Here is a 12,733-nt window from a genome sequence, read left to right as displayed (position 1 = left end):
ACTACACCACCGTGGCCGGGGAGTTCCGCTCCGTCGAGGCCTACCTGACGCTGGCCCGCGCCGTGCTCGGCGACCGGCTCCGCGTCCAGGTCCGGGTCGCGCCGGAGGTGCTGCCGGTGCCGATCCCGGTGCTCGCGCTGCAACCGCTGGTGGAGAACGCCGTGCAGCACGGCGTCGAGCGCGCGGAGGGTGGCGGGACGGTGCTGGTCAGCGGCGAGGCCGAGGGCGGGGTCTGCGTCATCGCCGTTGAGGACGACGGGCCCGGGATGGCCCCCGAGCACGCCCGCGCGGTGCTGGCCGGGACCGCCGAGGGGGCGGGGCTGGCGCTGGTGAACGTCGACCGGCGGCTGCAGGCGATCTACGGCGCCGGGCACGGTCTGGTCGTCGAGACCGCGGAGGGGGCCGGCACCCGGATCGTGCTGCGGATCCCCCGTTTCCAGCCCGGGGTGGTGGTGCCGTGAGCACCCCCGACCGGCGCGGCGCCCCGCTGCGGGTGCTGGCGGTGGACGACGTCGCCCCGGCCCTGGACGAGCTGTGCGCGATGCTCGACGACGCCCCGGACGTCGGCGAGGTCGCCCGCGCCGGGGACGCCGTCGGTGCGCTGCGGCTGCTGCCGTCCGGGCGCTTCGACGCGGTGTTCCTCGACATCACGATGCCCGGGATGAACGGCCTGGAGCTGGCCCGCGTGCTCGCCGCGATGGCCGAACCACCGGAGGTCGTGTTCGTGACCGCTTTCGAGGAGCACGCGCTCGCCGCCTACGGCCTGGGCGCGGTGGACTACCTGCTCAAGCCGGTCGGGCAGGACCGGCTCACCGAGGCACTGGCCCGGGTCCGACGGGTGGGCGGGGCGCGCCCGGTGCCGGCGCCCGCCGCACCGCCCGCTCCCCCCGCTGCGCCCGCCCCGGCGGCACCGCGGGTGGACGAGCTCGCGGTGGTCCCGGTGGAGCTCGGCGGGCGCACCCGCTACCTGCGCCGCGACGACGTCCGGTTCGTCGAGGCGCACGGCGACTACGTCCGGCTGACCACCCCGTCCGGTTCGCACCTGGTGCGCATCCCGCTGTCCCGGCTCGAGGAGCACTGGTCGCCGCACGAGTTCGTCCGGGTGCACCGCAGCTACCTGCTGGCCCTGCCCGCGGTCGTCGAGCTGCGCAGCGACGCCGGCGGCGGGCTGCTCGCGCACACCGACGCCGGCGACGTACCGGTCAGCCGGCGCCACGCCCGCGAGCTGCGCGAGCTGCTGCTCGACGCCGCGGCCCGCGGCACCCTGGGCTCGCAGGCCGGCGGGCGTCCTCCCGGGACGGACCGGTGAGCAGGCCGCGGCGGGTCTCGGTGACCGCACCGGACGGCCCGGCCTCGGCGCCGGCCCGTCCGGCCGAGGCGACCGACCCCGCCGTCCTGGAGCTCGCCCGTCGGATCCGGCGGGCCCAGCTCCGCCGCGCGACGGTCACCGTGGCGCTCGGCGGGCTGCTGCTGTTCGGCCTGCCGGTGCTGCTGCTGCTCGCCCCGGACCTGGCGGGTCTGCGGCTCCTCGGCGTGCCCGGCGGCTGGCTGGCCGTCGCCATCGCGCCCTACCCCCTGCTCGCGGGCCTGGCCTGGTGGCAGCTGTCCGGCGCCGAGCGCGACGAGCGCGCCCCCGACGGGACGGACGGCGACGGGACGGACCGCGACGGGACAGGGCGCCGCGACGACGAGGTGGGGCGACTCCGGTGACCGGCGCCGCGGTCGTCGCGCTGGTGCTCGTCACGGTGCTGATCGGCGCGCGCGGGGTGGCCGCGATGCGCACCACGTCGGACTTCCTGGTCGCATCGCGCCAGACGTCGCCGTTGCTCAACGCGGCCGCGGTGTCCGGGGAGTACCTGTCGGCGGCGTCGTTCCTCGGCGTGGCCGGGCTGGTGATCAAGGAGGGCACCGGCGCGCTCTGGTACCCGGTCGGGTTCACCGCCGGCTACCTGCTGATGCTCGCGCTGGTGGCCGCACCGATGCGGCGCACCGGGGCGCTGACCGTGCCCGGGTTCGCCGAGGCGCGGCTCGGGTCCGCGCGGCTGCGCCGGTTCTGCGCGGTCGTCGTGGTGGTGATCGCCGGGCTGTACCTGGTGCCGCAGTTCGTGGCCGCCGGGCAGCTGCTCACGCTCGTCTCGGACGTTCCGTACTGGGTCGGGGTGGTGGTCGCAGGTGCCGCGGTGTCGATCACGCTGGCGCTCGGCGGGATGCGCGCGGCCACCTACGTGCAGGCGTTCCAGTTCGTGCTCAAGCTGCTGCTCTTCGCCGGGCCGGCGATCTGGCTGCTGATCGTGGCCGGGCCGGAGCTGCGCGGGCAGATGGCCGCCCCGCCGGAGTTCACGACGTTCACCCGCGACACCGACGTCGACTTCCGGCTGGACTCGACGCTGGTGCTGCCGTCGCCGCTCACGGTCGTGGTCGACGGCGAGCCGCGCGCCCTGACCGCCGGGCCGCACCCGGCCCTGGCCGACACGCGCTGGACGTTCCCGGCCGGGGCACAGGTACCGGAGGTCGACGGCGAGCGCGACGGGCTGCCGGTTCCGGGCAGCACCGCGTGGGGCGTGCCGCTGCTCGGCAGCGGGACCGACTCCCCGCTGCTGGCGACCTGGTCCGTCCTGGCGGCCACCGCGCTGGGCACGATGGGCCTGCCGCACATCATCGTCCGCTTCCACACCGCACCGGACGGCCGGGCCGCGCGCCGGACCGCGGCGATCACGGTGGGCCTGCTCGGGACGTTCTACCTGTTCCCGATCGTCTACGGGCTGCTCGGCACGGTGCTGACACCGGAGCTGTACCTCTCGGCCGGCACCGACACCGCGGTGGTGATGCTGCCCGGGCGGGTGGCCGGGGACGGGCTCGCGTCGTCGATCGTGACGGCGCTGCTCGCCGCGGGTGCGTTCGCCGCGTTCCTGGCCACCTCGCTCGGGTTGTTGCTGGCGCTGGCCGGGGCGCTGGCACACGACCTGATGCCCTCGGGTCTGCGCCGGCTGCGACTGTCCGCGCTGGCCGCGGCCGCGGTGGTGGTGACCGCGGCCCTGTTCGCCGCGCGGATCGACGTGAGCGCGGCCGTCACGTCCTCGTTCGCGGTGGCGGCCTCGACGTTCTGCCCGCTGCTGGTGCTCGGCATCTGGTGGCCCCGGCTCACCGCGCGGGGCGCCCTGGCCGGGATGTCGGTGGGACTGCTCGCCGCGCTCGGAGCGATGTCGCTGGCCGCGGTTCCGGGGTCCCCGGTGCCGTCGGGCGGTACGGTCGGTCTCCTGCTCTCCCAGCCCGCGTTGTGGTCGGTCCCGCTCGCGTTCGTGGCCATGATCACGGTGTCACTGACCGATCACGCTCCGCCATGGGCGGAGGCTACGATGCTCCGGCTGCACCTGACCGACAAACGTTAGGCGATCGTGTCAAGACCGTTGGTCGCACAACGTTGCGATCGACGACACGGTGGTCCACCGTTCGTCTCAATCGTCGGCTGTGTGGCGCCAGCCGCTTTCGCGGCGAGGTCATGAGGCCCTTTCCTGAGCGCACCCGCGCCCGAGAAGCCCGGGACATGCAAGGAGGCATACGTGAGTACCACCGAGTCCACCGACGACCCGCCCCCCACGGGAGACGGCTCGTCGACCAGCGGCACGGACTGGACGGCGGTCCAGGCGGGTGCGGACTTCCAGCAGCTGCGTAGCCGGCTGCGCGGGTTCGTCTTCCCTGTCACCGCCGGGTTCCTGGCCTGGTATCTGCTCTACGTCCTGCTCGCCAGCTTCGCGCCGGACTTCATGGCGATCAAGGTGCTGGGCAACGTCAACATCGGTCTGATCTTCGGTCTGCTGCAGTTCGTGTCCACGTTCGCGATCACGATCGTTTACGTGCGCTTCGCCGACCGCAAGCTGGACCCGCTGGCGGCGAAGATCCGCGACGAGGTCGAGGGAGGCGGGACACGATGATCCTGGCGCAGTCGAAGGGGATCGCGGGCTCGAGCCCGATCCTCAACATCTCCATCTTCGTCGCGTTCGTGGTGATCACGCTCGGCATCGTGATCTACGTGAACCGCCGGGCGACGTCGACGGCGTCGGACTTCTACACCGCGGGCGGCGGCTTCTCCGGCCCCCAGAACGGCACCGCGATCGCCGGTGACTACCTGTCCGCGGCGTCGTTCCTCGGCATCGCCGGCGCGATCGCGGTCAACGGCTACGACGGCTTCCTCTACTCGATCGGCTTCCTGGTCGCGTGGCTGGTGGCGCTGCTGCTGGTGGCCGAGCTGCTGCGCAACACCGGCCGGTTCACCATGGGCGACGTCCTGGCGTTCCGGATGAAGCAGCGCCCGATCCGGGCCGCGGCCGCGGTGTCCACGCTGGTCGTGTCGTTCTTCTACCTGCTGGCCCAGATGGCCGGTGCGGGCGGGCTGGTCTCGCTGCTGCTCAACGTGACCGGCGATCTCGCGCAGAACATCGTGATCGCCGTCGTCGGCATCGTGATGATCGCCTACGTGCTGATCGGCGGCATGCGCGGCACCACCTGGGTCCAGATGATCAAGGCGGTGCTGCTGATCATCGGCGCCATCGTGATGACGATCTGGGTGCTGGCCCTGTTCGGCTTCAACTTCTCCGCCCTGCTCGGCGGCGCGGTGGAGCGGGCCGGTGCGGCCGGCGAGGCCCTGCTCGGCCCGGGCAAGCAGTACGGCACCTCGACCACCAGCACGATCGACTTCATCTCGCTGGGCATCGCGCTGGTCCTGGGTACGGCGGGCCTGCCGCACGTGCTGATGCGCTTCTACACCGTGCCCACGGCCAAGGAGGCGCGGAAGTCGGTCGAGTGGGCGATCTGGCTGATCGGCCTGTTCTACCTGCTCACGCTCGTGATCGGGTACGGCGCCGGTGCACTGGTCGGCCCGGAGACGATCAAGAACGCGCCGGGCAAGGTGAACTCGGCGGCCCCGCTGCTCGCCTTCGAGCTGGGCGGCCCGGTCCTGCTCGGGATCATCGCCGCCGTCGCGTTCGCGACGATCCTGGCGGTGGTGGCCGGTCTGACGATCACGGCGTCGGCGTCGTTCGCGCACGACGTCTACATCAACGTGATCAAGAAGGGCCAGGTCCAGGACGAGCAGAAGACCGAGGTCAAGATCGCCCGCCGGACCGCGATCGTGATCGGTCTGGTCGCGATCGTCGGCGGCATCCTGGCCAAGAACCAGAACGTCGCCTTCCTGGTGGCGCTCGCGTTCGCGGTCGCCGCGTCGGCGAACCTGCCGACGATCCTGTACTCGCTGTTCTGGAAGCGGTTCAACACGACCGGCGCGCTGTACAGCATCTACGGCGGCCTGGCGAGCGCGATCATCCTGATCGTGTTCTCGCCCGCGGTGTCGGGCAAGCCGCCGACAGCCTCGACGCCGTCGATGATTTCGGGCGTGGACTTCTCCTGGTTCCCGCTGGAGAACCCGGGCCTGGTGTCGATCCCGCTGTCGTTCATCCTCGGCGTGGTGGGCACCTACGTCGGCCAGCGCAAGGCCGACGGCGCCAAGTTCGCCGAGATGGAGGTCCGCTCCCTGACCGGTGCGGGCGCCGCCAACAAGGCCTCGACGCACTAGCTCCACCCCGTACGCGGCCGAGCCCGCGTCCCGCCCCGGTCACCCCGGGCGCGGGGCGCGGGCTCGCTGCGTTCCCGGGCCGGCCGCGTACCCGGGCTCAGGTCACCAGGCCGTGCCGGTGGGCGACCACGACCGCCTGCACCCGGTCGCGCAGTCCCAGCTTGGACAGCACACCGGAGACGTGGGTCTTCACCGTCGCCTCGCCGAGCAGCAGCTCACCCGCGATCTCGGCGTTGGACAGGCCCTGCCCGATCAGGCGCAGCACCTCGGTCTCGCGGTCGGTGAGCCGGTCCAGGCCGGGGACCGGTCCCGCCGGCCGGCCGCGGCCGGCGAGCTCCCCCAGCACGCGGCGGGTCACCGACGGCGAGAGCAGCGCGTCCCCGCGGCCCGCGGCGTGCACCGCGGCGATCAGCTCGGTCGGCGGCGCCGTCTTGAGCACGAACCCGCTGGCGCCCGCACCGAGCGCGCGGAACACGTACTCGTCGCGTTCGAACGTGGTCAGGATGACCACCCGAGTACGGTCACCGGCCAGCTCGAGGATCCGCTCGGTGGCGACCAGCCCATCCGTACCCGGCATCTGGACGTCGACCAGCGCGACGTCCGGGCGGTGCCGGAGGACCGCGTCGACGGCCTCCTGCCCGTCGGCGGCCTCGGCCACCACCTCGATCCCGGGCTCGCTCTCCAGGATCATCCGGAACCCGCGGCGGACCAGCTCCTGGTCGTCGGCGAGCAGCACGCGGATCGCCATTCAGGGCCCCAGCACCGCGCGCACCCGGAACCCGCCGGTGGCGAGCGGGCCCGCGTCCAGCCGCCCGCCGTGCAGGGCGACCCGCTCCCGGGCGCCCACGAGTCCCCGGCCGCCGTCGCCGTCGCCGGGGGTGGCGCACCCGTCGTCGACGACCTCGACCTCCACGACCCCGGCGCCGCAGCGCACGCGCACCCGGGCGCTCGCCGGGCCGGCGTGCTTGAGGGTGTTGGTCAGGGCCTCCTGCACGATCCGGTAGGCGGACAGGCCGAGCCCGGCGTCGACCTCGCCCGGGTCGAGGGTCAGCTCCACCGGCAGTCCGGCCCGGCGCACCTGCTCGACCAGCGCCGGGAGCCGGTCCAGCCCGGGCGCGGGCTCGGTGACCGACGGCGCGTCGCCGTTCCCGGCCGCCGTCCGCGCCGTATCCCCTGCCGCCTTCGCTGCGGTGTCCCCCGCCGGGGCGGCCGGGCCGGAGCGCAGCACCCCGATCGCGCGTTGCAGCTCCGCGACGGCGCGGCCGCTGCCGGCCTGCACGTCCGCGACGGCGGCGCGCGCGTCGTCCGGGCGGTCGTCGAACAGCCGCTGGGCCACGCCCGCCTGGATGCCCATCAGCACGACGTGGTGGGCCACGACGTCGTGCAGCTCGCGGGCGATCCGGACCCGTTCCTCGAGGACGGCGCGCTGCTCGTTGACCCGGCGTTCCCGCGCGAGCTCGGCGTTGCGCTGCTCCAGCTCGGCCCGGAAGGCGCGCAGGCGCCGCGTCATCACCCCGAGGCTGCCGCCGACGAGGTAGGGCACCAGGTTGTTCACCATCAGCACCGCCGCCGGCGCCGCCGACAGGAGCCCCAGGACCAGCGGGATCACGACGTAGGAGGTGGTCACGAGGAACGCCGCCGCCCCCGCCCACAGCGCGGGCCGTCGCCGCCCGTAGGCCGCGGCGCTGTAGGCACCCACCCCCAGCACCAGCCAGGACATGATCTCGTTGCCCTGCCCGGCCGCCCAGAAGAACGGGAAGTGCGCGGTCGTGACCAGCAGCACCGTGCTCGGGAACCGCCTGCGCAGCAGCAGCGGCAGGCAGAACGCCACCGCCCACAGCACGATCCACAACGGTTCCGGAGCCGTGCGCGGGCCGGTCATGGACGGGGCGACGAGGACGATCTCGGACAGCGAGCCGAGCAGCGCCAGCACCGCGACCAGCGCGACGTCGAGGCCGAGCGGGTTGCGCCGCATCGCGGCCCGCGCGGACCCCAGCGGGCCTGCGGTGTCCGGATCGGCGCTCATGGTGGGGCAGATCGTATCGGCGCGGGCCCGGACCGTCCTCCGTCTCGCGGTGGAACCCGGGGCCCGCGACCCCCACCGGGCGGCGGAGCCGGAAGCGACCCGGAGCCGAGGCCACCGGCCCCGCCGGGCTCCTAGCGTCGGGGCCGTCCGGGACCACCGCCGCGAGCGCGGTGGCCGAACGGAGGGAACCGCCATGACCGTGCAGACACCCACCCAGACGACGCGACGGGGCAGGCGACTGGCCGAGGGCACGGGCTTCGTCGCCGTGTGGATCGCGCTGGGCTACCTGCTGCCGATCGACACCGACGCCTACCTGCTGCTCGGGATACCGCTGGCGGTGGCGTTCCAGCTGCTGGTCCGGCGCAGACCGCTGCGCGAGGTGTGGATGCGCGACGGCGACCGGCGGTTCCGCCTGGACCGGGCCGGGCTCGCGCTGGCCGTCCTGCTGGTGGTGACCCCGGTGCTGCTGATGGTCGACGCCGTCGCCTCCGGGACGTGGACGATGATCGCCTGGGCGGTCGCCGCGATCGCCGGGGCGTTCCCGGCGGCCTGGGCGCTGCGCAGCACCGGCCCGGTCGCCACCCTGCGCGCGGCCCTGCCGACGTTGCTGGTCGGGATCCCGTTGCTGGCGCTGATCGGCGGGGTGCCGTTGTTCCTGAGCGGCCGCCCGATCGACCCGCTCGCGATGCTCGGCCACGCGGCGTACTGGGCGCTGCTGTACCTGCCGGTCGGGTTCATCCTGGAGGAGGTCGCGTTCCGCGGGGTGCTCGACGCGCACGTCCAGCGCCCGGGCGAGCGCCGCGGGCCCGGCACCGCGCTGCTGGTCTCGGTGCTGTGGGGACTGTGGCACCTGCCGGTCTCGCCCCCGGGCCAGCCGATCTGGCTCACGGCGATCTCCCTCGTGGTGGTCAGCGTGCTGATCGGGATCCCGATGTCCTACGCCTGGCGCCGCACCGGATCGCTCGCCCCCTCCAGCCTGGCCCACGCGGTCTACAACGGGATCCGCAACGCCCTGCAGGCATGACGCCTCCCGGCCCGGGCCCTACCCGGCCACCCGCGGGACCGAGCTCAGCAGCGCGTGCAGGCCCTCGGCGTCGAGGAGGTCGGCCGGGCGCAGGGTGACGTCCGGGCGGACGTAGTGGAACGCCGCGCGCACCCGCTCCGGCGGCACGTCCTGCAACGCGGCCCAGGCCAGCCGGTACGCCGCGAGCTGCACGCTCACCGCGCGCTCGCGCTCCCCCTCCGGCGGCGCCCCGGTCTTCCAGTCCACGACGGTCCAGCCGCCGTCCGGGTCGGCGAACACCGCGTCCATCCGGCCGCGCACGGCGACCCCGGCCACCACCGACTCGAACGACACCTCCACCTCGACCGGCACCCGGTCGGCCCACTCCGATCGCAGGAACGCCTCCTGCAGCTCGGTCAGCGCGTCGTCGCCGGTGGCGTCGTCGTCCGCGGCGCCGGGCAGCTCGTCGAGGTCGAGCAGCCGGACCGCGCCGAAGCGCTGCTCGAGCCAGGCGTGGAACGCGGTACCGCGGCGGGTGTGCGGGTTCGGCGGCAGCGGAACCGGGCGGCGCAACCGCACCGCGAGCGCGTCCGGGTCGTCGGCCAGCTCGACGAGCTGGCTCACCGACACCCGTCCGGGCAGCAGCACCGTGGGGCGGCGGGCCGCGGCGGCGCGCTCGGCCAGCAGCACGTCGACGTCGGAGGCCCAGCCCTCCGGGTCGGACTCGGTGACGTCCACCGGCTCGGCCGGCAGGTCCAGGCTGAGCTGGTCCGGCGAGGCCGCGCGCGCGCGCCGGGCCGGTGCCGGGCGGGTGCGGCGGCGCAGCGCGTCGCGGACCAGGTCGGCGCCGGCGCGGACGTCGGTGCCGCGCTCGCCGAACGGGTCCGGCGGCCACGACGCGGTGTGCGTCGTACCCAGCGCGGGGTTGCCGCCGTCCGGGTCGGGCGGCGGCGCCCAGTGCTCCAGCACACCCACCTCGGAGCCGCCCGGACCCTCCAGGACCTCGGCGACCTCGGTCAGGAACACCGAGGGCTCCTTCGGCTTCTCCCCGGTCGCCGGCCAGCGGTGCCCGGAGGCGAGCAGCGTGTGCTCGGACCGGGTGAGCGCCACGTAGAACAGCCGCCGCTCCTCGGTGAGACGGCGCTCGTCGAGGGCCTCGTCGTGGCCCTTGACCGCCAGCTCGAGCTCCTTGCGGTCGCCGCCGGGGGGCAGGTGGAAGCCGGGCAGGTCATCGGCGTCACCGCGCAGCGGCACCGGCAGGTCGGAGGGGTCCTTGAGCCAGCTCCCGGACATCTTGCGGCCCGGGAACACCTGCGAGACCAGGTGCGGGACGGCCACGATCTCCCACTCCAGGCCCTTGGCCGCGTGCACGGTGAGGATCTGCACGCGGTCCGGCGCGACCTCGATCTCGCCCGGGGTCAGCCCGTCCTCGGCCTTCTCCGCGGTCTCCAGGTAGTCCAGCAGCGCGGGCAGCGTCGCGACCTGCGCGCCGGCCGAGAACTCCGCGACGACGTCGGCGAACGCGTCCAGATGAGCCCGTCCCGCCGGGCCGGGCCGGGCCGCGGTCTCCACGTCGAGCAGCAGCACCCGCTCGGTGTCGGCGACCAGGTCGGTCAGCGGCGCCGACGCCCGCGCGCGCAGCAGCGAGAGCTCCCGGCCCAGGCGGCGGATCCGGTCGAAGCCGGCCCCGGAGTAGCGCGACGGCTCCCCCGGGTCGTCGAGCGCGTCCACCAGCCCTGCCTGCTCGGCGTGCTCGCCCGGCAGCGCGCCCAGTGCGAGCTCCTGCGGGCTCAGCGGCCCCGGTGTCGACATCGGCCGCGGGACGAGCTCGCGGGCACGCGTCCACAGCGCGGCGAGGTCGGCGACCCCCAACCGCCAGCGCACGCCGGTGAGCAGCCGCACCGCGGACGGCCCGGCCAGCGGGTCCGCCACCACCCGGAGCGCGCTGACCAGGTCGCGCACCTCCGGGGTGTCGAGCAACCCGCCCAGACCGACGACCTCGACCGGCAGCCCGTGCGCCCGCAACGCCGCGGCCAGGGCGTCCATGTCGGCGCGGCGACGCACGAGCACGGCCGCGGTCGGCGGCGTGTCCCGCTCCCGCGCGACGGAGTGCCAGCGCGAGGCCACCCCGTCGGCGACCCAGTCCACCTCGGCCGCGACGTCGGGCAGCAGCGCGGCGCGGACGTCGCCGGGTGCGGCCTTCGGCGCGGACCGCAGCTCACCGACCTCGATCGCGCCCGGCCCGGTGCGCAGCTCCTCGGAGACCCGGTTCGCCAGGGTGAGCACCTCGGCCGGGTTCCGGAAGCTCGTGAGCAGGCCGTAGACGTCGGCCGGGTCGCCGCCCGGGGTCGGGAAGTCGGTGCGGAAACGGGCCAGGTTGCCTGCGCTGGCCCCGCGCCACCCGTAGATCGACTGGCAGGGGTCGCCGACCGCGGTGACCGAGCAGCCCTCGTCCGCAGCCGTCCCTTCCCCCGGGGCCCCCTCACCCGGAACCCACTCACCCGGGACCCGGCCGAACAGCGCCCGCAGCAGCACCCGCTGGGCGTGCCCGGTGTCCTGGTACTCGTCGAGCAGCACGGCGCGGAACTGGCCGCGCTCGATCCGCCCGACCTCCGGGTCCGCCTCGGCGATCCGGGCGGCCAGCGCCATCTGGTCGGCGAAGTCCATCGACTGCTCGGCCTGCTTGCGCGCGGCGAACTCCTCGACCAGCGGCAGCAGCTCGCAGCGCATCCGCTGGGCCGCGACCCACGCCCGGTAGGTCGCCGACGGCTCGGCGCGCTGCCCCTTCCCCCGCGGCGCCCGCTCCAGCGCGGCGATCATGTCCTCGGCCAGCCTGCGCACGTCGCGGGCGTCGGCCAGGTGCTCGCCGAGCTCCCCGGACAGGGCCAGCAGGTACCCGGTGACGGTGGCCGGCACCCGGTCGATCTCCAGGTCCGCGGCCCAACTCGAGACGACCCGGTGCGCGAGCTGCCAGACCGCGGTCGGCCCGAGCAGCCGGGACGCGGGCTCGGCCGGCAGCCGCAGCGCGTGCTCGGAGACCAGACGCCCGGCGTAGGCGTGGTAGGTGGACACGGTCGGCTCGCCGGCCAGCAGCGCCGCCCGGCGGCCGCCTCCCGGATCGATGTCGTCGAGCAGACGAGAACTGGCCAGCCGGCGCAGCCGTGACCGCACACGGGTGCCGAGCTGCTGGGCCGCCTTCCGGGTGAACGTCAGGCCCAGGACCTGCTCGGGCATCGCCTGCCCGGTGGCGACCAGCCACACCACGCGGGCCGCCATCGTCTCGGTCTTGCCCGCGCCGGCCCCGGCCACGACGAGTGCGGGGCCGATCGGGGCGGCGATGACGGCGGCCTGCTCCTCGGTCGGCGCCGGCAGCCCGAGCGCCGCGGACAGGACGGCCGGGCTGAGGTCACCCGGCACGGACCCGCCCCGCGTCGGGTCCGGGTCGTCCGGGTTCGGTGCCACGGGAAGCTTTGTACCCCCCGGCACCGACGGTCCCCGATCCCGGGCGGTCCCCCCTACTCGGCGACCCGGTAGATCCTCGCCCAGTCGACCTGCAGGCGGACCTGCTCCGGCGTCGTCGCGTCCGGCCCGGGGATCCACTTCTCGGCCGGGCCCTGGTCGAGCTGGATGCACAGGTGCATGGGCTTGGTCGGGATCGCGCGGCGGTCGGTGACCTCCCAGCGCTTCACGTCGTCGACGTACCAGGTGATCCGGTCGGGCAGCCACTCCAGCGCGAACGTGTGCCACTGCGTGAAGTCGCCCGGCGTCTCGGTGGACAGGATGTTGTTGTCCCTGCCCCAGTGCACGAATGCGGTCGCGGCGTGCCGGTCCTCGTAGGGGATCTCCATCATGTCCAGCTCCCCGTCGTCGGGGAACCTCTCGGAGTCCGGCCAGAGCAGGATCGCGGGGCTGTAGCCGCGGCCGGCGTCGGTGCGGGCCCGGAACTCCCACCGGCCGTAGCGCTGCCCCTCGTGCATCGACATGCCGCCGGAGGTCCCGCCGCTGCGCCGCGGCGAGGCGGTGACCGTCAGCAGGCCGTCGCGCTGGGCCACCGCGGACGGGCGGCGCAGGCCGTTGCCGAACGCGCCGGGCGAGTTGTAGGTGCTCCACCGGCGACCACTGACGCGGGCGGCGT

Annotated in this window: 11 protein-coding genes; 7 read left to right on the top strand and 4 right to left on the bottom strand. The window is 74.6% G+C overall.

Annotation, left to right across the window (positions count from 1 at the left end):
* The 6 genes from I4I78_RS22070 to I4I78_RS22045 form a co-directional block, all read left to right on the top strand.
* A partial coding sequence (locus I4I78_RS22070; protein ID WP_255567162.1) for a sensor histidine kinase occupies nt 1–461 on the top strand: 461 nt, incomplete at its 5' end.
* Entirely contained in the window at nt 458–1,309 is an 852-nt protein-coding gene (locus I4I78_RS22065; protein WP_308252287.1) for a LytTR family DNA-binding domain-containing protein, read from the top strand. The genes I4I78_RS22070 and I4I78_RS22065, both read left to right, overlap by 4 nt.
* Nucleotides 1,306–1,710 (top strand): hypothetical protein, encoded by a 405-nt coding sequence (locus I4I78_RS22060; protein WP_218613367.1) that lies wholly within the window; start codon nt 1,306–1,308, stop codon nt 1,708–1,710. The genes I4I78_RS22065 and I4I78_RS22060 overlap by 4 nt, the downstream gene beginning before the upstream one ends.
* A complete protein-coding gene (locus tag I4I78_RS22055; protein ID WP_308252286.1) occupies nt 1,707–3,389 on the top strand; it encodes a cation acetate symporter in 1,683 nt (560 codons plus the stop codon). The genes I4I78_RS22060 and I4I78_RS22055 overlap by 4 nt, the downstream gene beginning before the upstream one ends.
* Nucleotides 3,390–3,560: 171 nt before the next feature.
* Nucleotides 3,561–3,932 carry a DUF485 domain-containing protein gene (locus I4I78_RS22050; RefSeq protein ID WP_218613366.1) on the top strand — a complete coding sequence of 124 codons (372 nt, stop codon included), beginning with the start codon at nt 3,561–3,563 and terminating at the stop codon, nt 3,930–3,932.
* Entirely contained in the window at nt 3,929–5,569 is a 1,641-nt protein-coding gene (locus I4I78_RS22045; RefSeq protein ID WP_226380208.1) for a cation acetate symporter, read from the top strand. The genes I4I78_RS22050 and I4I78_RS22045 overlap by 4 nt, the downstream gene beginning before the upstream one ends.
* 97 nt (nt 5,570–5,666) lie before the next feature.
* On the opposite strand, the gene I4I78_RS22040 is transcribed toward I4I78_RS22045, so the two are convergent.
* Together I4I78_RS22040 and I4I78_RS22035 are read right to left on the bottom strand one after the other, a co-directional pair.
* On the bottom strand, nt 5,667–6,317 hold the full coding sequence (locus I4I78_RS22040) for a response regulator transcription factor (RefSeq protein ID WP_218613365.1): 651 nt from the start codon (nt 6,315–6,317) through the stop codon (nt 5,667–5,669).
* Entirely contained in the window at nt 6,318–7,595 is a 1,278-nt protein-coding gene (locus tag I4I78_RS22035) for a sensor histidine kinase (RefSeq protein ID WP_218613364.1), read from the bottom strand.
* Nucleotides 7,596–7,788: 193 nt separating this feature from the next.
* Between I4I78_RS22035 and I4I78_RS22030 the strand changes: the two genes are divergently transcribed.
* The gene (locus I4I78_RS22030; RefSeq protein ID WP_218613363.1) at nt 7,789–8,619 is read left to right on the top strand and encodes a CPBP family intramembrane glutamic endopeptidase; all 831 of its coding nucleotides are present in this window, start codon (nt 7,789–7,791) and stop codon (nt 8,617–8,619) included.
* Nucleotides 8,620–8,637: 18 nt separating this feature from the next.
* Here I4I78_RS22030 and I4I78_RS22025 read toward each other — a convergent pair whose 3' ends face one another.
* Nucleotides 8,638–12,060 carry an ATP-dependent helicase gene (locus I4I78_RS22025; protein WP_374225892.1) on the bottom strand — a complete coding sequence of 1,141 codons (3,423 nt, stop codon included), beginning with the start codon at nt 12,058–12,060 and terminating at the stop codon, nt 8,638–8,640.
* A gap of 53 nt (nt 12,061–12,113) precedes the next feature.
* The coding region (locus I4I78_RS22020) for a glycoside hydrolase family 16 protein (RefSeq protein WP_218613362.1) at nt 12,114–12,733 on the bottom strand (620 nt) is incomplete at its 5' end.

It is taken from the genome of Pseudonocardia sp. KRD291 (assembly GCF_019263595.1).
GTDB lineage: Bacteria > Actinomycetota > Actinomycetes > Mycobacteriales > Pseudonocardiaceae > Pseudonocardia.
The sequence above is the reverse complement of the archived record's forward strand: the minus strand, read 5'-3'. Positions and strand labels throughout refer to the sequence as shown.

Excerpts from the sequence above, each read along its gene's own strand:
- I4I78_RS22035 (WP_218613364.1), bottom strand. The coding sequence starts at position 7,595 with ATGAGCGCCGATCCGGACACCGCAGGCCCGCTGGGGTCCGCGCGGGCC.
- I4I78_RS22040 (WP_218613365.1), bottom strand. The coding sequence starts at position 6,317 with ATGGCGATCCGCGTGCTGCTCGCCGACGACCAGGAGCTGGTCCGCCGC.
- I4I78_RS22045 (WP_226380208.1), top strand. The coding sequence starts at position 3,929 with ATGATCCTGGCGCAGTCGAAGGGGATCGCGGGCTCGAGCCCGATCCTC.
- I4I78_RS22030 (WP_218613363.1), top strand. The coding sequence starts at position 7,789 with ATGACCGTGCAGACACCCACCCAGACGACGCGACGGGGCAGGCGACTG.